16 protein-coding genes are annotated in these 22850 nt (G+C 59.1%); 13 read left to right on the top strand and 3 right to left on the bottom strand.

The genetic code is table 11. The annotated features are described in order from the left end of the window. Window positions 1-28 precede the first annotated feature (28 nt). The 3 genes from FE782_RS18840 (at window position 29) to FE782_RS32945 (ending at window position 4282) form a co-directional block, all read left to right on the top strand. Complete coding sequence (locus tag FE782_RS18840) at window positions 29-1147, top strand: SGNH/GDSL hydrolase family protein (RefSeq protein ID WP_138195790.1); 1119 nt, start codon at window positions 29-31, stop codon at window positions 1145-1147. After that, window positions 1131-2207, top strand: coding sequence for an SGNH/GDSL hydrolase family protein (locus FE782_RS18845; RefSeq protein ID WP_238392562.1), 1077 nt, complete (start codon window positions 1131-1133; stop codon window positions 2205-2207). The genes FE782_RS18840 and FE782_RS18845 overlap by 17 nt, the downstream gene beginning before the upstream one ends. A gap of 1724 nt (window positions 2208-3931) precedes the next feature. After that, window positions 3932-4282 (top strand): hypothetical protein, encoded by a 351-nt coding sequence (locus tag FE782_RS32945; RefSeq protein WP_238392563.1) that lies wholly within the window; start codon window positions 3932-3934, stop codon window positions 4280-4282. Window positions 4283-4332: 50 nt separating this feature from the next. Here FE782_RS32945 and FE782_RS18855 read toward each other — a convergent pair whose 3' ends face one another. Then, complete coding sequence (locus FE782_RS18855; RefSeq protein ID WP_138195792.1) at window positions 4333-4527, bottom strand: hypothetical protein; 195 nt, start codon at window positions 4525-4527, stop codon at window positions 4333-4335. A 67-nt stretch (window positions 4528-4594) separates the two neighbouring features. Next, entirely contained in the window at window positions 4595-6685 is a 2091-nt protein-coding gene (locus tag FE782_RS18860) for a LuxR family transcriptional regulator (protein WP_158299459.1), read from the bottom strand. 201 nt (window positions 6686-6886) lie between these two features. On the opposite strand from FE782_RS18860, the gene FE782_RS18865 reads away from it, so the two are divergent. The 5 genes from FE782_RS18865 to FE782_RS18885 all read left to right on the top strand — a co-directional run bounded on the left by FE782_RS18865 (window position 6887) and on the right by FE782_RS18885 (window position 17456). Continuing rightward, entirely contained in the window at window positions 6887-7231 is a 345-nt protein-coding gene (locus FE782_RS18865; protein WP_138195794.1) for a VOC family protein, read from the top strand. An 11-nt stretch (window positions 7232-7242) separates the two neighbouring features. Continuing rightward, window positions 7243-14514 carry a carboxypeptidase regulatory-like domain-containing protein gene (locus tag FE782_RS18870; RefSeq protein ID WP_158299460.1) on the top strand — a complete coding sequence of 2424 codons (7272 nt, stop codon included), beginning with the start codon at window positions 7243-7245 and terminating at the stop codon, window positions 14512-14514. A gap of 133 nt (window positions 14515-14647) precedes the next feature. Beyond that, window positions 14648-15103: a YkvA family protein gene (locus FE782_RS18875; protein WP_138195796.1), complete on the top strand. Its 456-nt coding sequence runs from the start codon at window positions 14648-14650 to the stop codon at window positions 15101-15103. A 117-nt stretch (window positions 15104-15220) separates the two neighbouring features. Continuing rightward, window positions 15221-17125: a 3'-5' exonuclease gene (locus FE782_RS18880; protein WP_138195797.1), complete on the top strand. Its 1905-nt coding sequence runs from the start codon at window positions 15221-15223 to the stop codon at window positions 17123-17125. Window positions 17126-17162: 37 nt separating this feature from the next. After that, window positions 17163-17456: an RNA polymerase alpha subunit C-terminal domain-containing protein gene (locus FE782_RS18885; protein ID WP_138195798.1), complete on the top strand. Its 294-nt coding sequence runs from the start codon at window positions 17163-17165 to the stop codon at window positions 17454-17456. 68 nt (window positions 17457-17524) lie between these two features. Here the strand turns inward: FE782_RS18885 and FE782_RS18890 are convergent, their stop codons facing one another. Then, window positions 17525-17752: a DUF3951 domain-containing protein gene (locus FE782_RS18890; protein ID WP_338016901.1), complete on the bottom strand. Its 228-nt coding sequence runs from the start codon at window positions 17750-17752 to the stop codon at window positions 17525-17527. A gap of 701 nt (window positions 17753-18453) precedes the next feature. Between FE782_RS18890 and FE782_RS18895 the strand changes: the two genes are divergently transcribed. From FE782_RS18895 to FE782_RS18915, 5 genes are all read left to right on the top strand, one after another. Continuing rightward, window positions 18454-18942, top strand: a complete 489-nt coding sequence (locus tag FE782_RS18895) for a hypothetical protein (protein ID WP_158299461.1) — start codon at window positions 18454-18456, stop codon at window positions 18940-18942. A gap of 72 nt (window positions 18943-19014) precedes the next feature. Beyond that, complete coding sequence (locus tag FE782_RS18900; protein WP_138195800.1) at window positions 19015-20271, top strand: MFS transporter; 1257 nt, start codon at window positions 19015-19017, stop codon at window positions 20269-20271. Window positions 20272-20412: 141 nt separating this feature from the next. Further along, window positions 20413-21384, top strand: coding sequence for a hypothetical protein (locus tag FE782_RS18905; protein WP_138195801.1), 972 nt, complete (start codon window positions 20413-20415; stop codon window positions 21382-21384). A 21-nt stretch (window positions 21385-21405) separates the two neighbouring features. After that, window positions 21406-22128, top strand: a complete 723-nt coding sequence (locus FE782_RS18910) for an ABC transporter ATP-binding protein (RefSeq protein ID WP_138195802.1) — start codon at window positions 21406-21408, stop codon at window positions 22126-22128. Next, window positions 22125-22850 (top strand): ABC transporter permease, encoded by a 726-nt coding sequence (locus tag FE782_RS18915; RefSeq protein ID WP_138195803.1) that lies wholly within the window; start codon window positions 22125-22127, stop codon window positions 22848-22850. Before FE782_RS18910 ends, FE782_RS18915 begins: the two co-directional genes overlap by 4 nt.

Below are 22850 nucleotides of genomic sequence, written 5' to 3' on the forward strand. Positions count from 1 at the left end.
AAGCACCCTTAGAAAGAGAGGTTCGTACATGTCTGTCCAATCGATAGAGAACATCTTGAATCAACTCGTCGTCGCTCCGTTCGAGCACATCGACGACAATAGCGCGAAGTGGCTTTCTCCGTTGTCCCCTCCTTTCCGGATCACGGGCTTTCCTTGGATCGAGAAAGAGGGAATCTACCGCCGGCTGCCGGCCAAACCGGACGTATGCTTGCCTCAAGCCGTCGATACGTTAGCGTATTGCACGGCGGGCGGGCAGGTCCGGTTTCGAACGAATACGTCGAAATTGCTGATCAAAGCGCGGTTGACGGGAGCGGCGAGCATGTATCATATGACCGCCGCGGGTCAGTGCGGTTTCGACTGTTATATCGCCGAGCCGGGGAAGCGGCACCGCTACCTCTCGACGGCTAAGTTTCAGGGAAGCAGCAAGGAATATACGGCCAAGCTCTATGAGTGGAACTCCGAAAGAACGTTGGACGTCGTATTGAACTTTCCGCTGTATCAAGGGGTGGAAGAGCTATGGATCGGCATAGACGAGGAGGCTTCGATCGGGGCGCCTCCGCCGTACGCTTGCGACAAGCCGATCGTCATCTACGGCACCTCCGTTACGCAAGGGGGCTGCGCTTCCCGCCCTGGGATGGCATATTCCAATATCCTTAGCCGCATGATTCCGTTCCCGTTCGTTAACCTTGGATTTTCGGGGAGCGGGAAGGGAGAGCCGGAGCTGGCCCGACTGATCGCGGACATCGACAATCCTGCGCTCTTCGTGCTCGACTATGAAGGGAATACGGGAGCGCCGGAAAATATCGCCCGCAGTCTTCCCGTTTTTATTCAAATTCTGAGGGAACGTCACCCGGAGGTTCCGATTCTCGTCGTCTCCAAAATTCGGAACAGCGGCGATTTCTTCTACGAGGGGAGACTCGAGATGTATGAGCGGAGAAGACGCGTTCAACGCGAGAACGTGATGCTGCGGCGGGCGGACGGGGATCGTCACATCCACTTCGTCGACGGCGCGTCCCTTCTCGGAGAAGAAGGCGCAGAAGAATGCACGGTCGACGGAACGCACCCGACGGACCTTGGCTTTATGCGGATGGCGCAGTCGTTAAAGCCCGTAATCGAGAGGCTGGTCAGCCATGAATTTAGACCCTAATATGAGAATCGTCGTCCCCGGAGGGGAGGGAGTCGTCTGGCATTCTCCCCGGGCGGCGCCGTTCCGCTTGGCCGGCTTTCCTTGGATCGAGCGGGACGGCAAGTATCGGCGTCTTCCGTTGTCGTCTCAGACATCGATCCGGGAACCGGTCCATGCGCTCGCCGACTGCACGGCGGGCGGACAAATCCGCTTTACGACGGATTCGCCGTTCCTGCACTTGTCCGTCAAGCTAACGGCTCCGGCGGACATGTACCATATGCCGGCGACCGGACAATGCGGCTTCGATTGTTACGTCGGCGGACCGCGGCGGAAGCGATACGTCGGCACGACGAAGTTCAGGCCGGGCGCAGACGCCTACGAGTCCGTCCTGTTCGAAGGCTTCGACCGACGGAAGCGCGAAGTGACGATCCATTTTCCGCTGTATCAAGGGGTGGAAGAAGTGTATGTCGGCCTTGCGAAGGACGCTTCGATCGCGTCGCCGGGCGAATTCGACGATGACGGGCGGATCGTGTTTTACGGGACGTCCATTACGCAGGGCGGCTGCGCCAGCCGACCGGGGATGGCGTATCCGAATATCGTCGGCCGAAGGTTGAACCTGGAATGCGTGAACTTGGGCTTCTCGGGAAATGGGAAGGGAGAGGCGGAGCTGGCGCGCATCATCCGCGGCATCGATCGCTTGAAGCTGCTCGTGCTGGATTACGAACCGAACGTCAGTCTGGAGCAATTTCAAGAGACGCTGCCCGTCTTCGTCGATTTGCTTCGTTCGGAGCATCCGGCGCTTCCGATTCTCGTCGTATCCGGCATCAAGAGCGCATTGGGAGACTTTCAGGAGGCGGTTCGGCTCAAGCGGGAGCTCTGCAGAGACTTCGCGCGCGACTTCGTTCTGGAGAGGCGGTCGTCCGGGGACTTGAACCTCCGATTCTTGAACGGAGACGCTCTGCTGGGTCGTCGTTACGAGGAATGCACGGTCGACGGAGTCCATCCGACGGATCTGGGCTTTCAGCGGATGTCGGACGCGATGGCGAAGGCGATCCGATCGATGTTGGCCATGAAGGGGTAGAATTGGAATAAACAGGCTATGCAAGGGGCGGCTCTGGCCGCCTCTTTTTTTATGGTCTGAGAGATTCGTTTCACTTTTCCGCTAATCGCTTAATCTATTTCCCCAATCCGGCTCACTCCTATATGAGTATATTTATAGCACCATATGAAAGGAGTGAGGTCAATTGGTCATGAAGAAGCGTCGTTGGAGGACGTTATATCGCAGTGATCTCAGCATCGGAAATACTAGACTTGGGAGATTGACCGCTCGGGCAACCACTCCCGAAATAACGGTTGCCTCCTTAAGCGTCCCCGAAGTGAGAACCCGCACTTGCACGCGGCGAGTATGTGCATTGGGCGTATGTAGAAACGTACCCTACCCCTGCGTCCAAAGAAGAACGCTTACCCACCGAATTGTAGCCTATGTTACCTATCCGGATAACCTCTCTCAGGCAGCGGTGAATTCGATTAACACCTGCTTGCAGACTGCGGTTAGGGCAATGGAAGAAGCGGCAAGAAGATTGTTACCTTTACTTGTGAATGATCCGCAAACCGGCCTTGGCGCTGTCCTTGCAGTTGGTTCGGCATCTCTTAACACTTGCCTTGCGCTTGAAATTCGTAGACAGGTACGACTTTCCGTCGGGTACCGTCGTTCGGCATCGGACTGGAGAGCTGTCAGCAAGCGTAAGAGACGGTAAGAAGCTAGAAATAAAACAGCCCTAGGTTTCTCCAAGGAGAGACCTAGGGCCGTTGTTTGCGTTCGGGGTCATGTCCGCATTATTTCGCTTTTCGCGAGAGTCTTTTCCGGCAGCCGCACGAACGACCGCTCTTCCTCTTGGCAATGCGGCGTACTGCCGAAGATTTCGGTTTTTTATTACACATACACATACGATCACCCTCCTTTGCGAGATTCAAGGTTAAGGTATGTCTCAAGGAAATGAATGGTGTTGGATGATGGCACAATTGTAACATCGTCGTGCCGGCGATCATGCCCAATCACTTTTCGTTATGGGTCAATACAATACTCTAAAATTATGAGGGATAGGTGATCAGTGGATCATGGTACCCTTTGCCGTCGCTTATGAAATAAAGGAGCGCTTAGCGCGTTCGATGCTAAATGACCCGAAAATTCAAGGGATCGGCGTAGGATATAGAGATCCTCGGCGACCGAGAAGGGGCGCGGCAGTTATTATTTACGCCAATTCCATTTCGGCTTACTCTCTTGGGATTCCAGATTCTTTCGCGACCGATAGGAAAAACAAGAACATTAAGGTTCCTGTAAGGTTCGTAAAAACAGAGGGATTTCATTCCCATGTAAATTACCGCTCGCGCATTCGACCTTTATTAGCCGGTTACAGTATTGGCACGACCCGCGGATCGGGGACGGCGGGTTTGATTGTCGCCAACTTCCCTGGAAACAACAAACGATATATACTCAGCAACAATCACGTTCTAACGAATCCGACAAATTCCAGGAATAGAGCGGTTACATTCCAGCCTGGAGGGGCGGACAACGGGAGTAGAAATAGGGACCGAATCGGTCACTTGGAACGACTCGCGAGGTTACGACGGAACCGTATCAATTATATGGATGCCGCCATTTCAGTTCCGATCCGAACAAGTGCAATAAACCCGCGTTATGCTGCAGTCGGGGTCGTTCCCGGACATGTAACCTCGTTTCGAGTAGGCGACCGCTTCAAGAAGGTCGGTCGAACGACCGGATTTTCTTATGGAGTAGTCGATTCCGTGAATACGGATGTAAGAGTGGGTTATGAAAGACTGGGAAGCTTCAGATTTAAGAATCAGACCGTCATCGCGGGGAAGAAACCTGTTTCCTTACCGGGGGACTCCGGCTCGGTATGGCTGAGAAGGTCGGACGACTTTGCCGCTGCCGTGAATTTTGCCGGTTCCGACGACGGGAAAATGTCCGTCGCCTTTCCGATTCAATGGTTTATGGTGCGATTCGGCGCACGCGTAGCTCGCCCGAAGGGTGTCGGTCTCGTCCGTTCGATAAAGAAGAATAACGGCAGCATGGCTTATACTCGTCAACTCTCTCGGAGAGAGCTCGCTTCGATTCAAGTCATTTATACACGCTAGCATGAAGAAAGGGAACCGCGTCACGCGGCTCCCCCCCTCTTCGTTCCCCATTACGTCGGCTTGCCGTTCAACGTAGGCGGCGCCTCCTGCTGCAGCTCCGGACCGAACTCGTCGACGATCGCCGTCGGATTGCCGTCTTGGTTCCACGCATCCAACGTCATGAACGCGTCGGTCCGCGCGCCGTCGGTCGAGTCTTTCGCTCGCGCTTGCTTCAATTGCTTTTCGACTGTTTCGTTTTCGCTCATCGGGACGCTCCTTCGCTGCTGGATATTTTCCGGCTCGACCTTACGAGTGTTTCCGATATCCGGAAAGCTATTCCAACAACCGCTTCAACAGCTGCGTTCGATTTTTCGCCGCGAGCTTCGCCATCATCGACCGGAGATGCTTCTTCACCGTCACTTCGCTGACGAACAAGGCGGCGGCGATGTCCGCGTTCTTCATGCCTTGCTCCAACAGCTTGGCGACCTCCTTCTCGCGAGGGGTGAGCTCGGGACGGCCGGCGATGCGGTCCGCGGCGGGGGGCGCGTCGGCTTCCGCTTGCGCGCCGGCCGCGGCTTCGGAAGCCGCCTGACCGACCAGCCGGGACTGCCCCGTCAGGCGAAGCATGCGATGCACATAGTCCAGTCCGAGCTCGCCGCGCCGATCGATCACGAAGGTCTGGGCCGGCGTCGTATCCTCGTACTCGGTATGCGCCGGGCAGCGCGCGACTTCGAATCCGAGGCTCTTGTGCGCTTCGATGAAATACGTCGTCGGCGCGGGCGATTCGACGATCAGCTCCCCGGAGTATATCAAATCGTGAAGCAGATACCCCATCGCGGATTGCTGCGCAGGGTCTTCATAATCGGCCGTATCGATCGTCTCGACGAACCACCCCGCCCGGTAATCGCTCGGCACGGCGAGGCGCGCCTCCATCGCGGAGGACAAGTTCGAGAAATAGGCTTTCGACCGCGGGGCGCGCCGTAAATACGGCAACGTCTTCTCGTTGATCGGGACGACGACGGCGAAGCCGAGCATCGCGCCCGCCGCATTCCGCAGGACGCGAACGATATCGTAACCGAGCGCGAACAACGCCTCGAAATCGACCTTCTGCACCGTGTAGGCCGTTTCGCGCGCGGTAAGCCCGAACGCGAACCTTCGATCCGACAAGGGATCGTAAATTTCAATCCGAGCTTCCCGCGATTCGGTCTTGCGCCTTTGCACGTACGCCTCCAACTCCGACCTTTCCGCCGGTCCCGCAGGGAAGAAACGAAGCGGCGCCGTATCGAACCAATTCATGAACGCCCGAATCAGCGAATCGCCGACGTAATACATGATCTCTACGCCGTCCTGCGCTTCGCCGCCGCTTTCGTTCGGTTCTGTCATCTTGGCGTAATAATATTGCATCGCGCGCTGCCGAATTCGCTCGTACCGCTCCGGCGTTCTCGAGAGCAGCTCGCGATTGACCAGCTCCCGCATTAAGCCGTGCATCGCCCAGCCCCGATCGACCTTGCGGATGAAAGAGAACCGAATCAACTGATAAAATTCCGACGCCGTGATCTCGCGCTCCATGGCGTAAGAGAGCGACTCCTGTTGGAACCGACGCAAGACGGCCGCCGCTTCGACGAACGGCCGCAGATGCTCGTCGGGCACTTCCTCCAACCACCGATTCACGACATAAGCGAGCGTGTCGTACCTGTCCGCTTCGGCGTAAGGGCCGGCTTCCGCATTCGCGTCGAGCTCGGGGGAGCCGGGGGAGGCGTACAGGAAGGCAAGCAGCGACATCGTCAGCGGGTGCCCGCGGGAGGCGCTTCGAAAGCGCGTTGCCGCCCCCCGGTCGAAGATATGCATATATTCGGCATAGCGTTCGACGGAGGCGGCGTCCAGCTCGGCGAGCGGCAGCCGGGTAAGGCACCGGCCCCAAGCCGCCGAGATTCGCCACGCTTCGGACAACGGGTACCGGCCGGCGACGACGATCATGACGTTCTTCCCCAGCCGCTTCAAGAACGACTCGCGGAGCCACTGATCCAAGCTTTCCATCTGTTCGTATGTATCGATAAAGAGATAGAGCGGACTAGCCTCGGCGATGCCGGCCAACGCGTCGACGCAGGCATCGACAAGCCGCGTCTCCTCCGCGCCGCGTTCCGCGCGGATGTCGAGCGCTTCGAGAAGACGGGAGCAGAACGCATGCGGCGTCCGAACGAAGCCGACGCTGTCGACGGTCGCGGTCGTTCCGCCGGAGGCTCTCGCCCGTTTTTCGAATTCGTCCAGGAGGAAGCTCTTTCCCATCCCCCCCGTGCCGTATACGTTCAGAAGCTGACGCGAAGCGGGAAGCTTCGCTCGCAGCGCCTCGAATACGGACAGTTCGCGTTTACGGCCGACGAAGGCGCGGCTGTCCCACTCCGTTTCCACTTCGTTCAAGCTCATGTCCGGTTCGCTCCATTTTCCATCGTTTCGGAATCGGTAATATTTTACAACAAGTCGGGACTTTCGGATATGGGCGGGAATGCCTAGGCGCGATAAGGCGTGCCTAGGTATCCTTTCGGATACCCCGAAAGCCTGCTTTCGCATACTTATGGGGCTTCCGCAGGCGTGGTAGGATGAATCTCGGCAGGGAGGAGGGGAATCATGACAACGCCTTTCCGATTGGGGCATATCGCGTTATTCGCTCGGAATCGCGAGCGGGTAGCGTCGTTTTATCGGGAGTGGTTCGGTGCGGGGGCGGAGGGCGGCGTCGATGTCGTCGGCCATCCGAACGAAGTGAAGACGACGTACCTCGCCGCGTCGCAACGGGACTTGGAACGGCTCCGGGCTCGAATGAGGGAAGCGGGGCTTCCGGTAAGCGGGATCGAGGGCGACGGCGCGTTCGTCAAGTTCGGCTGCAACGACCCGGAAGGCAATCGAATCGAGGTGTTATGGGCCAAGGATTGGCGAGCAGGTATGGGAGAGACTGGAGGAGCGAATAAGGAATGAGGAACAATCCGATGAAAAAGAGGAGTCTCGTATCGGCGATCGTCATCGCGATGCTGATGCAGACGGCGCTGCCGATAGGATTTGCGCAGGAGTCGGGGGGCGCCGGCGAGGTTGCGCCTGCGGACCCGCTCGACACGCTCGCCGTGGTCGAGTCGCTGGCCGGCGCGAGCACGGTCGGCGAGGCGGTATACGGAGAGTCGGCGGGGCTTCAATCGCCGCCGACCGAACCGATGTGGACGGCGATGCTGCCGGCCGTGACGAAGGAGCGCGCGATTACGCTGTCGCTGTCGACGTCCCCGAACGCGATGGTGACGTTGTACGCGAACGATGCGCCCATTAACGTCGGGGACGGCGACAACTTCGCGGACGCGCAAGGGCTGTATTCGTTCATCTATTACATGGATACGGAGCGGAAGTACGTCTTCCGGGCGACGGCCCAGCTCGGCGGATTGTCGAGTTATTCGTCGCCGGCGGAGACGAGCTTGGACGTGACGCCGCCGACGGCGCCGAAGGACGGCGAATGGACGTCGCCCGGCCCGGACCGCGTGTCGCTGCGGTGGGAGAAGGAAGGCTGGGAGGAGCCGTTCGGGTATGCCGTGTATCGGAACGGAGAACGCGTCGGCACGACCCCGGTTTCGTTCTACGAAGATATCGGGCTGCCGGGGCGCAGTTCGCTCGTGTACGGGATCGCGGCGATGGATGCGGCGGGCAACGAATCGGATCGCTACGAGGTCGCCGCCTCGACGCGGGATGCGGACAGCGCGATGGTGAGCGATCCCGCGCATCTGGACGTCGAACGGTCGATCGTCAGCGCGGACGGTTCGACGATCGCTTACGTCCATCGGTACTACGACGATATCGGATACGAGCGGTTGGGATTATATGTTCGCGATCTGGCGACGAACGAACTCGTTCCCGTCCCGATCCCGGCGGGGGCGTTCGCGTTGTCGCCCAGTCTGAGCGGCGACGGGCGCAAGGTCGCTTTCTCGTACTCGGGCGTCGAGGCGGCCGAGGGCATCTACATGTATGACCGATCCGCAGGAGCGGGGGCCGCGGCGGAGATCGTATACGAAGGTTACGGAACGCCGATCTTGAGCCCGGACGGCGAGACGATCTATATCCACGAACTCGAACGCGTCTCCGCGCTGGCGCTCGCGACCGGAGAGCTGACGACGTTATTCGAAGGCGACTGGGAGATCGGGCTGATTCAGAAGGTCGACGTCTCGCCGGACGGAACGCATCTTCTGTACGAACGGTCGGCCGGAGACGGCGCAGTCGGATCGGTAGAGCTATATAACCTCGGGACGAAGGAGCAAACGACGGTCGCGACCGCCGCGAAAGACGCCGCCGTCGGAAGCGGCGGCCGATACGTCGTCCTGATGCGGCAGCCCGCAGAAGAGGAGGGGGCGCTGCCGGGCATTTTCCTATACGATACCTCGTCGCCGGGCACGCCTCCGCGGTTGGTCGTAACCGACGAAGACAGCGTGTATTATTCGAAGCCGATGGTGAGCGGCGACGGCAAGCAGGTGGTCGTGGAATACTACGACAGCGATCCGGACGTCCACGAGTCGCTCGATCGAAGAGGCTATATGCACTTCGATCTCGATTCCGGCTCTTCCCGGCGCATCGGGGATCCGAGCTTCGACCACTACGAAACGTTCGCCGATCTCAGCGCGAACGGCAGACTCGTCTTCGTCGGAACGAACACGACATTCCTAGCGGATAACACGGTGTATAGGTACTTCCCCGAAGCGGTGTTTGCGATTTGCCCGGAGGCGTGCGGCGAGATCGAGCAGCCCCCGGCCGGCGGCATTACGGGAGCGAGCTGGGCGCCGACCGAGCTCGTCGGCGGTCAGGCGAAGCTCGGCAGCGACGTCTCGCTCGAGCTGACCGGAGCGCCGAATGCGGAAGTCATCGCAACCGTCGCCTACAAGGAGGCGGAGACGACGTCCTCGGCCGAAGCGCCGCTCGCCGAGACATCGGCCGGCGTCTACGCGGGCACGTTCCCGATCGCGGCCGGCATCACGGAGATTCTCTCGGTTCGGTATCGGCTGAAGGAGAAGTCCGGCGCGACGGCCGAGCGCGAGGTCGTTCACCCGATCGGCGTGGCGGGGGAGGCGAGCGTCTCGATCGATACGCCGGATCCGGAATCGCTCTATGGCGGCAAGCTGATCGCGACGGGCGGCGGCATGTTCGCCGAGACGACGCTGAACGGTCCTGGGCCGTACGCGTTGGCGCTTCGCGGGGGCAGCAATTATAAAATCGCATTATACGCGAAGGACGGAAGAAAGCTTACGGATACGGGGACGAGGGACGTATGGGTAAACCACGGGCAGACGGCGAACGTCGCGCTGACCGCCGTCGTTCCGGCGACGGCGAACATTCGCGTCGTCGACGAGCGCGGGGAAGGCGTGAGCGGCGTTCCGGTCACGATCTACAGTCCGAACCCGACGGGGCCGAAGTATACGATCGCCTCCGGCGCGACGGACGCGTCCGGGCGATTGACGCTGCGCGCATCGACCGTGGGCACGACGATCCAGGTCTTTCCGTGGCTGAGCGATCCGTACGCCGCCGCGGAGCCGCAGACGGTCGTCGCCCGCGGCACGAACGACTTTACGTTCGTCACAAGGCTGAAGACCGGAACGTTGCAAGGGATCGTTAAAGACGAGAACGGCGCTCCGGTCGCGAACGCGATGGTGTCGGTGACGCGTACCGGGGCCTACGACATGGCGATGACGGATGAGCGAGGAAGATACTCGCTTTCGGTGCCGATCGGCTACGTGCGCGTGGAAGCGGCCCAGACGGTCGCGCCGTTCCTGCGGAGCAAATCGTATTCGACTGTTTGGATCGCCGACGGCAAGACGGCAACGCAGGACCTGACCGTGTACCGGAAGGCGAACGGCAATATTAACGTGAAGCTGAGCACGCAATTTATCGGATCGGAGCCGGCCGGCATCGACATCAGCTGGCGCTCGAGCTCGTTGTACTCGATTCGCATATCCGACGCGGCCGGCCGCGACCGTCCGTTCACGCTCGGCGAGAACCAGCTGCTGCTCGTCGCGGAGCCGGGCGAGACGTTGACGGTATGCGCAGCCCCCGGATCGGGCCATGCGTTCGGTTCGGATTGCGAGCAGGTTACGCTCGACGAGAAGCGTCTCGGTTCGGTGGAGCTGCTGCTGAAGGAGCGCAGCGCCGTGCAGGGAGACGTGAAGGTGAATACGCAAATCTTCAAGTCTTCGACAGTTTCTAAAATGCTGTATCCGCTCGACGAGAGCGGGCGGAAGATCGGCGAAGGCCGCCGCTATTCCGGCGCCGGCGCATTCGAGCTGTCGCTGCCGAGCCCGGGCGAATATTTGCTCGAGACGACCGCCACCGCCTACAGCGGCGGAAGCGCGACGGTCGTCCGGCAATTCCGGGCCGTCGAGGACGGCATCGTCGAGCTGGGCGAGATCGAGCTGCTCGCGGTGCCCGGACCGTTCGGCGTCGGCGACGGGAACCGCCTGTCGTCGCTATCGACAGAAGCCGTAGGCGGGCAGAGCGCGACGTTCCGAGGCATGTATTTCAACGGCGGCGACGTCGCCGCCCAGGACGCCCGCCTCTTGATCGAAGTGCCGAGCGGCGCCTCGCTCCCCGCGGCAAGCGTGACGGTGAACGGCGAGCCGGCGGAAGCGAGAGCGGTCGGCGCGTCGCTGTATGAGGTGGCGATCGGCGCTGTGGAAGCGAAAGGCGGCGGATCGTTCCAGTACCGTCTCGATATCGAGGAGTCGATGGAAGAGGCGCTGCTCACGGCCGCGCGGATGCGTTACGTACTCGGCGACTCGACCGCAGCGCGCGAGGATACCGTCGGAGAGGTGCGGCTGCCCGTCGCGGTCCTGACGCTGAATGCGCCCGACACGGTTTCCGATTTGACGGGCGTGGCGGTCGGCGGGCGCGCTCCGAGCGGCGCGGACGTCATGATTTACGACGGAGACATCTTGATCGGTCAGGCGCAGGCGTCTCCGGGCGGATATTGGAACGCGAAGGTGACGTTGCAAGACCGAGGCGTCAACCCGAAGCATCTGCTGACGGCGCAAGCGGCCGCGAACGGAAGAGAGCGAGTGTCCGCGCCGCATGCGATTCGGCATTCGCCGGGCGAGCCGGTGCCGGTTCGATTCACGGTACAGCGCGAAGGCTCCAGCAAGCGCGTCTTCGAAGCGAGCGCCGGAACGGCCCGGTTCACCTATATCGCGCTGAACGACCAGGATTTCTATTACACGGTAGAGTTCGATCGAAGCCCCGATACCATTAAGCATGTCGTGTTCTACGACGATAGCAAGACGTATGCCGCGGTGCGGGTGCCCGATACGAACGTCTTCATGGCGAAGGGCAATGCGCTGAAGCCGATGCGGCTCGCCTACGACGTGGAGGGCGTTCCGCCGGTTGACTATAATAACGTATCGACGGAGGAAATCGAAAAGTCGCTTCCGGACGCGCTGCAAGGGTTCGACTACGAGGTCGTCGAAGAAGGCTCTACGAACGAGGACACTGGCGTCGTGACGTCGCCGAAGCTTCGCGTCTTCGACCCGAACGACCCCGAGATCGCTTTCGAGTCGGTCTTCCGCTTCGAGCCCGTCGACTACGTGCCGACGGAACCGGCCGTGGATGGCGCTCTGGAGATATACGAGACGGAATATACGATTACGAAAGATGCGAATGGCGTGACGATTCTAAGCTCAGGGATTCTGCCGGCGAGGTCGCCAGAAATTCAAGCATTGTCCATCCGCGACCCCGAGCTGCGAGCCATGCTGCAGGACGGGACGAAAGAGCTTGTCAAATACACGGCAGGCCAGACGTTCAAGGATCTGAAGCCTTACGGCATTCTGCTGAACACGGCGAGACAGGCGATGGTCTACGACGATCGTATGGGCGATCTGGAGCGGTATATGCAAAACCTAGAGGGCATCTCCTGCTTAGGCGGGGATAAAATCAACCATTACGCGGGACGACTCAATAAGCTGGCGGATCGCTTGTTATCGAATCTGGTGTGGCAGTACACGATGACGTTGTCCGGCATCGCTCTTGCTTGGAGCGGTTTCGGCGCGCCCGTCGGGGTCGGACTCGCCGTGATCGGCGTAGGGGTCGGCATCCTGCACGAGATGGAGTTCCAAGATCAACTCGAACGGTTTAAGCAGGACTTGGCGGCAGATGCCAAAGAGGAATGCGAGGACGAGAACGACGACGAAGGCCCGGGCCGTCAGCCGGGAACGCCTCCGACGCGTCCGAACACTCCGGGACCGGATCGGAAGTGGGAGTACGGCGATCCGACCTGGTTGTTCGACCCGAGCGGTTATGTCTATGAGGCCGTGCCGGGCAATCGCGTCGAAGGCGCGAAGGCGAGCCTGTACGAGTGGATCGACGCCGAAGGCGAATGGCGCCTGTGGAACGCCTCGGACTTCGGCCAAATCAATCCGCAGACGACCGATCCGAACGGGAAATACGGTTGGGACGTTCCGCCGGGCAAGTGGCAGGTCGTATACGAGAAGGACGGTTACGAAGAGACGCGGAGCGAGGAATTGATCGTCTTGCCGCCTCATTTCGACGTGAACATTCCGCTCGTCTCTTATGCGCCCGCCCGCGTCGAAGCGGCGTACGAAACGCTCGGCGCGCCGGGGGTGCGGATCGACTTCACGAAGTATGTGGACCTCGGGACGGTTACGGCGGAACGATTCCGGGTCGTCTCCGTCGCCGACGGCGGCGAGACGGACATTCCGGTCGCGGTCGAACCGATCGACGCGCATGACGCCGAGGACGGCCGACGGCTGGCGAAGAGCGTTCGCTTGACGGCGGCGGAAGGCGACTTCCCGCCCGGAACGACGCTGAACATCCGCGTCTCGCGTCAGCTCGAGACGTACGCGGGCGTTCCGATGACCGCCGACGCGGAAGCGACGGTCATCCTCGGCAGCTTCCCGCGTCCGTCGGAATCCGCGACGAACGTAAGAGCCGTACCCGCGGCCGGTTCCGTCCATCTGCTTTGGGACGAAGCGGCCGACGCCTCGGCTTCGGGAGAACTCTCGCTGGAATGGGGAGAGAAGGGCGCAGGGACGACGCAGCAAATTCGCGTGCCCCGCGGAGGGTACTACACGGTGGAAGGCTTACAGAACGGTAAGACGTACGCCTTCCGTCTCGCGACCGTCGGGAAGTCCGGCGTCGCGTCCGAGGGCGTCGCGGTCGAGGCCGTCCCGTACGAGGCGGAAGCGGCTCCGACGGACGTAACGCCGCCGGCGCCGGTCGCGAACGTCGCGGCCGCCCTGACGGACGGACGAATCGTCGTGAGCTGGACCGATCCGGACGATATGGACCTGTTCCGCGTGAAGCTCGCCGTACAGCGGCCGGGCGAAGCGGATTTCGGCGAGCCGGCGACGGTAGCCGTCGGCGCGATGCGCTATGTTATCGAACGGCCGGTCGACGGCGTCTACCGGTTCCGGTTGACCGCGGTCGACGTACGCGGGAACGAGTCCGCCGCGGCGACGGCGGAGGCGAGCGTCCGGACGGAAACGCCGCAAGACACGACGCCGCCGTCCGCGCCCGGGGCCGTCCGCGTCGCGACCGCGCCGAATCGGATGACCGTCGAATGGCAGGACCCTACCGACGCGGACCTCGCCTTCGTCGAGGTACAGGTGAAGAAGCCGAACGCAACTTCGTTCGGAGCGCCGATCGTCGTACGCAAAGGGGCGGGCATTCTCGCCTTCACGGGACTTCCGAAGGGAACGTATCAGGTTCGCGTAACGGCGGTCGACGGAAGCGGCAACCGCTCCGTCGCGGTCGCGAAGGAAGCGAAGCTCGCGGGCAGCCCGTGGGGCGACCTCGATCTCGGCAAGGGCTTCGAGCGCGAGGCAAGCGCGACGTTCTCCGAGGAGGCGAAGACGTATAAGCCGTTCGGCAATGCGCTAACGCTTGCCGCATCCGAAGGCACATTCGACGGACCGGCGGAAGTGAAGGTCGTTCGCAGCCTGTTCCTCGGGAAGGATACGCCGGTTCGGCTGCTCCCGCTCTCGCAGCGGTTCGAAATCGCGGGCTCTCGCCCGATGGCGAAGCCGATCGCCGCGACGTTCCAGTTCACGGACTTCGACCTGCCGTGGACGGTGTCCGACAAGCTCGCGCTGTATCGCTTGGACGACGAAGGGGTATGGCATTCGGTCGGAGGGATCTCGTCGGTCAAGGGCGTCTTAACGGCGCAAATCGCCGAGTGGGGAATCTATGCGGTCATGCGCGTGGAAACGCTGCAGGGTTCCTCGAATCGATAACCGCAATCGCATAGGTAGTCGAGTTAGCCCGTCCTCGTTCGAGGGCGGGCTTTCGCGCGATCGTGCAGGAGATTGAACGCCGGTCCGTCGAAGTATGTAAGCGAGAGATTCATGTTCCTAGGGAGGATGCGACATGTCGGAAGGGTCCGGAGACGACCGCGATTACAAGAAGCATTATTCGGAAGAGTCGTTCTGGGAGAAGCTCAAGAAGCACGCGATGAACGCGGGGAAGAAGGCCGTATACGCGGCGCTGCTCTCCTATTATGCGGTTCAGAACCCCTCGGTGCCGTTCAAGGCGAAAATGACGATCTACGGAGCGCTCGGATATTTAATCCTGCCCGTGGATCTCGTGCCGGATTTCCTGCCCGCGGTCGGATACGGCGACGACCTTGCCGCGCTCTTATACGCGGTCGGGACAATCGCGACGTATCTGAACAAGGAAGTGAAGGAGAACGCCCTCGGGAAGATGGCGGAATGGTTCGGCCCGGTTCCGCGCGAGGATCGGGACATCCTCGAGGTCGATGCGACGATCGTCGAAGTGGAGAAGGGGATCGACGAAGCCGCCGGCGGCGGCTCGAACCCGAAATGACCAGCGGCCCTTCCGGCTAGCATTCTCCTTCGAAAGACGATACGATATAACCGTACTTGTGTGACTGGCTGGAACGCATCATGACATGACTTATGCAAGAGACAGGAGCGATCAGGGATGGCCTACATGGTGCCGAATCCCGTGCCGGCGCGCGCGTCGGCAGGAGAACGAATGCTGTTCGAGACCTTGAGGACGAACCTTCCCGAGGATTACATCGTCTATTACGAGCCCGAGTTCGACGGTCGGCGGCCGAGCGCGGTCGTCATCGGTCCGGATTTAGGGCTCATCGTATTGGAAGTGGCGGACTATACAAGCAAGTCGCTATATCGGCTTGGGCGTGACGAGTGGTTGATCTGGAGCGCAAGCGGAGGGAAGGTTCCGGTCATGAATCCGCTGGAACAAGCCAGAGACCATGCGAGGGGGATCGCCGACCGTTTGAAGCGAGAGCGCCCCTTAACGGAAGAGACAGGCGCTCGACTTAAGTTCGCGATCGGCTACGGAACCGTATTCCCGCGAATGAGTCAGTCGGAGTTTCTCCGTTGCGGCGTCTCCGACGTCGTCGGTACTTCGTTCGCATTATGCCGGGACGAGCTCGATCCGGAGGACGAGGCATTCGCGCCGGATGCGCTGTACGATAAGATCCAAGGCATGTTCCCTTCGCGAAGGAAGCAGAGAACGATCCTTTCGCGCGAAGACATGCGAGCGATTCGGTCGCATCTGGTACCGGAAGCGCGGGTCGGCGCCTCATTGCGTCCGCCGTTCGAGCTGCAGGATCAATTGCTGCTCTCCGCGCATCCCATCGATCCGTTGGATCATGCCCAGGAGCAATTGGCCAGGGCGCTCGGCGACAGGCATCGGCTTATTCGCGGGGCGGCGGGCTGCGGCAAGACGCTCGTGTTGGCTAACCGGGCAAGGCTGCTTGCGAAGCAACACCCCGATTGGCGGATTCTTGTCTTATGCTTCGGCATTTCGTTGTCCCGAACCCTGGAGCAGACGATCGAACGGATGATGGAGGAGCCGGAAGACCTGTTCGACTTCCCGAACGACCCCAACGACAAGAGACCTTCCCGGGTCGAGGTGTATACCTTCCGCGAATGGCTGCGGAACGAGCTGCGGACGAAGGACGAGGACATCCCGATCCTGCTCCGGATGGCGGAACGAGGCGAGGCGATCCTGCCGTCGTACGATGCGATCCTGATCGACGAGGGGCAGGAATTCGAACCGGAGTGGCTGCGACTCGTCAGCACCTGTCTCAATCCGCAGACGCAATCGTTGCTGTTGGTGGAAGACAGCGCGCAGTCCATGTCCCGCAGGAAGAAGAGCCTCGCTCGGAATACCGGCTTGGATTTCCGCGGACGCTCGAAGATTCTGGCCATGAACTACCGGAATTCGATGCAAATCGTCCAGTTCGCTTGGGAATTCTTCCAAGCGCAATCTCCGCTTCGGAATCGAGTCAAGCAAGGTTTCATCGACGGCGCGGACATGATTCCTCCGCAAGCGGCGAAGCGGAGAGGCCCGGATCCGATCGTGAAGCGATTCTCAAGATTGAAGGAAGAGATGGAATTCGTATCCGAGTCGATCGTTTACTTACATGACGTCATGAAGATTCCTTATGCCGACGTCGCGATCTTGTATCGGGTGAAGAATAGTTACAACCAACCGTACATCGACGACATCCGAGACGGCTTGAAGAGCCGCTCGCTGCCATTCTCTTGGGTGTCGGAAGACGCCGAACCGAGACGCGACCGCGGCGACGGCGACGACGACGCGGTTCGAATTTCGACGATCGACGGCGCGAAGGAAACCGACTTCCGCGCGGTCTTCATCGTGAATCTCGAGAGTATGCCATTCTCGTTGGAGGAGGCGGAGGAGCGCGAAGTCTCCCTGCTCTATATCGGCATGACCCGCGCATTGGATTGGTTGTTCCTGACGTATAGCGGGGAGTCCAAATTCACGGCGTATTTGGAGGAAGCGGCGAAGCGCCGAAGCGAATCGACGTCGAATCATCATCGGTCGGGTTGAGCAGGAGAGAAGTCTAACCTGGGGAGGACGCATCCGGATGGAAGCAAAGAGCAAAACGTTAAGAACTTGCGTCAATGGACATCAGTTCTATAAGAGCAGCGATTGCCCTTCTTGCCCGATCTGCGAGAACGAACGGAAACCCGACGTCGGGTTTCTGTCTCTTCTGGCGGCGCCGGCAAGAAGGGCGTTGGAGCATCAAGGGATCACCGATTTTGAAGAACTGTCGAAATATCGGGAGAAAGAAATTTTAGCTTTCCACGGAATGGGGCCGAAGTCGATCCCGATCCTTCGCGCCGCTTTGAAGGAGCAGGGGTTATCGTTCAAGGATTAGCCAATATCGACCGGTCCCTAAGTGGCTCATCCTCGCTGATTCCATACCCAATCGTATGGGATCAGCGTTCACTTCCGCGTTCTTGTTTTCCTCGTCCCGTCACCATTCTCGTTCTCCTCTTCCATAACCTCCTTCTCCAGATGAAATTCGACATGGGTTTGGCCTGTAATGTTATCGAACGGCGTATATCTCAAATCGGGAAGCTCTCTTTTCCTCAATACTTTATAACCGATGATACCGAGTAAGAGAACGATGAGTACCATCAGCATTCCGAAAAAATACATGCTAAAAATCATTCCATCAGTCCTTTTCGGTTATTGAGGTTGTTACGCTCCTACCAGCGGGATAGTTCCAAAGCAAGTGGGAAGGATCCCCGGTATGTGCTAACGTATGGGTGAATATACATGGGGGGAACCTGATGAACCATGCTCGTAATTTCATGATTTTCTTATGGTTAGCCTTAGCTTCGGCATTCTTTAGAAACATAGGCTTATCGGATGGGTTTTTCGCGATTTTCGGATCATTATTTCTCCTTCTCGTCGGTTTCCTTCTTTTAGGGATGACGATCGTCTACTTCATGCTTCGGGATTGGCTTCGGGCGAAAACCTCGATCCCCCCGTCGCCGAACTTCCATAAGGTACGGAAAGCGTTGAGATTCGTACCGATCGTTCCGACCATCGCTTTTTTCCTTTTCGCCTACAATACGGAGTACGGGCAATATGTGAAGATGTATCGCGACATGGATCCTACTCCGCTTGAACGAATGATGGACGCTTTAGGTGGGACCTTAAGTCTTACCTTTGTGATCTACGCTGTTTTCGAGTTGTTTTTATTCGCTTTGCGTTGGAACGCGAACGGGGAGCGACATACGACCTCCGCATAGAAAATATCCAACATGGCGGAACGTGCGCGAAAAACAGGGGGGAACGGGTTGTTAACTTTTATCCTTTCGATCTTACGAATAGCGGGCATTGCAGCAACCCTATTTTTCGGGATCGTGACCATAAGCCTTCTGCTCGAGAAGGAGATCGGCGGAACGGTGGTATCGGCGATCATTACGGCGATTCCGATTATCGTCATCCGGTTGACCAGTAAGAAACTAAAGAAAATCCAAGCGGCCAAAGAGGAAGAAAGGCGATGGAGCACTCCGGAGCAATTCACCCTCGTCGTCATTCGCGAACGGGAGGACGAGATCGACGAACGGACGGAGGACATCGCGGATCGCTTGTTCGAGATGGACAACCTTGGGTCCATCCATGAATGCTCGATAGATGAGGTTAGGGAGGTTTCGCCGCGCTTCCATGTCGATCGATTCCCTACCTACTTGATTGTCAATGATTCGCCAGACGAGGACCTCGCGGAGATGCTCGGCCATGTTCGGGCGCAGGGTACGGAGGTCGGACCGCTGCTGCGTTTTTTAGAAGAGGAAATGTGGAAGCACGAACTAAAACTCCGAAGGGGAAGAGAAGTCGATCCTTCCGTCTGAATTTCCCGTGGACGAAAAGCTTCCGTCGCGGTAGGATGGGAGGATACGTTCATTTTCCGGGAGGATCTTCGCTTGACTCGCACCTTATTCCCTAGGTTGAAGGGAAACAGCAGAGGCTGTCTCGCTTTCGAACCTTTGTTTTTGCTGCCATACAGCATGTTCGCTACCTACTCCACCATCTATATGCACGAACTCGGGCTTAGCGAAACCCAGATCGGATGGGTCACGACGCTGACGCTGGCCGTTCAGGTGTTTTCGTCGTTCATCAGCGGATATTTGACCGATCGGATGGGTCGGAAGGCCGCGTTGCTGACGTTCGATCTCATTAGCTGGTCCGTCGGAACGCTGCTCTGGGCCGTGTCTCAGAACGTTTGGTTTTTCGTTGCCGCCGCCTTCATCAACGGTTTTCAACGAGTACCTCATACTGCGTTCTACTGCTTGCTGGTCGAAGATACGGAACCGAAGGAACGAACCTATGTCTTCACAGTGCTTCAGGTGATCGGCGTCGTCGGCGGTCTGTTCGCGCCGCTCGGCGGACTGCTCGTTCATCATTACGGCACGGTAACGGGCGTCCGAATCATGTACGTCCTGGCATTCGCGTTAATGACCGCTCAGTTCCTGGGACGCCACTTTACGACGCATGAGACGGAGATGGGGCAACGCAAGAAGCGAGAGACGCGGGAGCTTGGTCTCAAGGCGAGCCTGCGCGATTACATGACGACAATGAGGGCTATCTTTGCCGACAGAAGCCTGCTGCTCATGTTTGGCGTCTACATCCTATTTAACTTTCAAATGACGGTGAAGGGGACGTATCTCGCGCTGTATCTGAAAGACGAGCTCGGGGTGGCGGACAACCTGATCTCCATCGTGCCTGCCGTCTCTTCGGTCGTCATGCTGCTCGTGCTATGGCTCGTAACGCCGAGAATTCCGGAGCGCTTGATGCATCGCATGTTGTCGTGGGGGTTCGTCTTGTCGGCCGTATCGAACGCCATGCTCGCCTTGACTCCGACGGGCTCCATGGGCTGGATCGCCGCCAGCACGGTGTTGGCCGCCGGCGCAACCATGATTACAGCCCCGTACTTGGAAGCCGCGGTCGCGAACGCTATCGACGACGAGCAGCGGGCGAAGATGTTCGCATTGTTGTCCGTGCTCGTTCTCCTCGTCGTCTCCCCTTCCGGGATTATCGGCGGCTGGGCGTACTCGCTCGACCCGCGGATGCCGATCTGGCTCGTTACGGGCGCCTTCGCGCTCAGCCTCCCCCTTCTCGTTGCGGTGGGGCGGCCGGGGAGCCGGACGTTAGGCGTAACGCCTCCCGTCTCTTCGGAATGATTACGCTCGCCACGCGTTGGCGAGCTTTTTTTTATATTTTAGAAAGTTTTTAGAATTGCTTTCGAGCGTTTTTAGACTCCTCCTTTAGACTGAAGTTGTAAGCGAGAGAGAAACCCATACAACCTAAAGGAGAGAGTTAGAATGATGAAGAAAAGCAAAGTATTGATGGTCGGCGCGGCAATCGGCGCAGTGAGCTTGTTCGCGGTGACGGCGCTGGCGTCGACGCCGAACACGGCGGGCTACGACGCGTTCAAAGCGGTGTTGAAAGCGAATCAGCAAGCGGAGGATACGTTCGCAAGCGCCGCGATCGACGGTCGCTTCACCATCGCGGCGGACGGCGAGACGATCCTGACGGCGGACGGAACGACGAAGATGCGGCACGCGGGCGACGCGCCGACGGCAAGCAGCGAATTCGACTTTACCCTCTTGGGCATCGAACGCGCCGGCAGCATGTACTACGGCCACGGCGAGAGCGCTTATTTCGTAGACCGTACGCATGATCTCCATTACCAGGTGATCAACCTCGATCATGGCCAAGTCAACGAGCACGAATGGCGACAGGAAGGGGAGCATCATGACCGGCCGATGACCAAAGCGGAAGAAGCGCTGCTCGATTACATGGTCGGCGACCTGAAGAACGAGTTCAGCGTGACGAACCATGCGGACGGGACGAAGACGATATCGGTCGACGTAAGCAAGGATGAAATTCCGGTGCCGCTGCAGCTGCTGATGGACGTAGCGGCGGCAGGGGATCGGAACGAACGCACGAATGCTCCTGAACCTACGGAAGAGTGGGAGAGAATCAAGCAATTTCCTTTCTTCCAGGGTCTCGAGGAAGGACTGAATTTGGAGGAGCATCTTCCGGAGTTGACGGATGACGTGGCGTTAGAGCGAGTGCAGTTGCAACTGACGGTCGATGCGAACGACAAATTGCTGAGCGTTCAAGGCGAGCTCGAGGTAAGCGGCAAAGACGAAGCCGGCGATCTCCATCGCGTTGAGATCGAAGGCGCAGGAGAAATCAGCGGCGTCAATGCAACGACGCCCGACGCGTACGACCCGTCCGGCAAGTCCGTCGAAATCGTCGACGCGGCATCGTTCGGCGACCGAAACTAACGCAACCCCTGGGAGGACCTTATGTTCGAAGTCAACGATCTAACGAAGGTCTATCCCGGTGGCCGCGGCATCCAAGGCCTCAACCTCGCCGTTCGCGCAGGCGAGGTTGTCGCTTTATTGGGGCCGAACGGAGCCGGGAAGACGACCGCGCTGTTAGCGATGGGGGGCTGCCTCCGGACGGACCGCGGCGAAGCGCTCTGGGAAGGGGTATCCGTTACCGAGCGGCCCTATCCGTCCAAGCTTCATATCGGTCTTATGATCGGCGAACCGGCGCCTTATCCTTACCTTACCGGCTACGACTATCTGAAACTCTACCACAAACTGTATCCGGGCATCGATGAGGTGCGCATCCAACATACTTTGGAGCTTGTAGGGATGACGGCGCACCGTCGCGTCAAGATCAAGCATTACTCCACCGGCATGAAGCAGCGGATCGATCTCGCGAGCGCGCTCTTGCATCGGCCGAAGCTGCTGCTTCTCGACGAACCGTTCTCGGGCATGGACATCGAGGGCCGCCGCGAGATGGCTGCGATGCTGCGCTGCCTTGTCACCGAGACAGGCATGAGCCTCGTCGTTTCTTCTCACTTGGTGCACGACATCGAAGACCTGATCACGCATGCTTGCATCGTGTACGACGGGCGACAGGTCGAAACCGCGAGCTTGCAGCGAATCAGGGAATCGTTCGAAAACGTGGAGGATTATTATTTGCACTGCGTCGCAAAGCATAGGGGCGGTGCCGCATGATCCGGCAGTGGACTTATCTGACGGGGGAAGAACTGCGCAAGCTGTTCCGAGGCAGCAAGCTTATCGTTTTGCTTCTGCTTTCCTTCTTCATCGGCGTTCTCTTCGTCCTGATCGGCGGCTACTTGGGACTGGATGGGAATGTATCGTTGATTGCGCTTAAAATGATGCTTGCAGTCCTGTTGCCGTTATTCATGGCTTCCTTGGGCAGCGAGCTCATGGTTACCGAATGGAAGGACGGCACGATCAAGAATGCGCTGAAGCTGCCGCTCAGCCGCGAAATGATTTATTTGGGCAAATTGTCGGCGGGATGGACGGCCGGCGCATTGATCGTTCTCAGTGTTTTCATACCAACGTTTTTGGGCGGCTTATTGCTTGGAGGGATGCCGTCGCCGTCCGCGATTGGGGCAACCGTCGCAACCTATGCGTCCGCGGTCGTGTTTTGCGGATTGCTTCTGATTCTGTCGAACAGCGTCTCGCTGTGGGCGGGGAGCAGCGGGGTCGGGCTTGTGGCGTGCGTCCTGATCTGGATGGGAATGAGCTTCGTCGGGTTGTTCGAGCCGGAATACAGCCGGTTCTTCGTGACCGGCTATGCGGATTGGCTGCAGCCGCTGCTTCGCGGCGGTGACGCCGGGACTTCTTTATCGATGTTGCTATTTATGACAGCCTACTATATCATTGGCACTATATTGGGTATGCTAGCCTTCCAAAGGAAAGAAATTTAA

The sequence above is a fragment of the Paenibacillus antri genome (assembly GCF_005765165.1).
GTDB lineage: Bacteria > Bacillota > Bacilli > Paenibacillales > YIM-B00363 > Paenibacillus_AE > Paenibacillus_AE antri.

Excerpts from the sequence above, each read along its gene's own strand:
- FE782_RS18880 (WP_138195797.1), top strand. The coding sequence starts at position 15,221 with ATGGCCTACATGGTGCCGAATCCCGTGCCGGCGCGCGCGTCGGCAGGA.
- FE782_RS18915 (WP_138195803.1), top strand. The coding sequence starts at position 22,125 with ATGATCCGGCAGTGGACTTATCTGACGGGGGAAGAACTGCGCAAGCTG.
- FE782_RS18860 (WP_158299459.1), bottom strand. The coding sequence starts at position 6,685 with ATGAGCTTGAACGAAGTGGAAACGGAGTGGGACAGCCGCGCCTTCGTC.
- FE782_RS18910 (WP_138195802.1), top strand. The coding sequence starts at position 21,406 with ATGTTCGAAGTCAACGATCTAACGAAGGTCTATCCCGGTGGCCGCGGC.
- FE782_RS18855 (WP_138195792.1), bottom strand. The coding sequence starts at position 4,527 with ATGAGCGAAAACGAAACAGTCGAAAAGCAATTGAAGCAAGCGCGAGCG.
- FE782_RS18890 (WP_338016901.1), bottom strand. The coding sequence starts at position 17,752 with ATGATTTTTAGCATGTATTTTTTCGGAATGCTGATGGTACTCATCGTT.
- FE782_RS18870 (WP_158299460.1), top strand. The coding sequence starts at position 7,243 with ATGAAAAAGAGGAGTCTCGTATCGGCGATCGTCATCGCGATGCTGATG.
- FE782_RS18905 (WP_138195801.1), top strand. The coding sequence starts at position 20,413 with ATGATGAAGAAAAGCAAAGTATTGATGGTCGGCGCGGCAATCGGCGCA.
- FE782_RS18840 (WP_138195790.1), top strand. The coding sequence starts at position 29 with ATGTCTGTCCAATCGATAGAGAACATCTTGAATCAACTCGTCGTCGCT.
- FE782_RS18875 (WP_138195796.1), top strand. The coding sequence starts at position 14,648 with ATGTCGGAAGGGTCCGGAGACGACCGCGATTACAAGAAGCATTATTCG.
- FE782_RS18865 (WP_138195794.1), top strand. The coding sequence starts at position 6,887 with ATGACAACGCCTTTCCGATTGGGGCATATCGCGTTATTCGCTCGGAAT.
- FE782_RS18885 (WP_138195798.1), top strand. The coding sequence starts at position 17,163 with ATGGAAGCAAAGAGCAAAACGTTAAGAACTTGCGTCAATGGACATCAG.
- FE782_RS18845 (WP_238392562.1), top strand. The coding sequence starts at position 1,131 with ATGAATTTAGACCCTAATATGAGAATCGTCGTCCCCGGAGGGGAGGGA.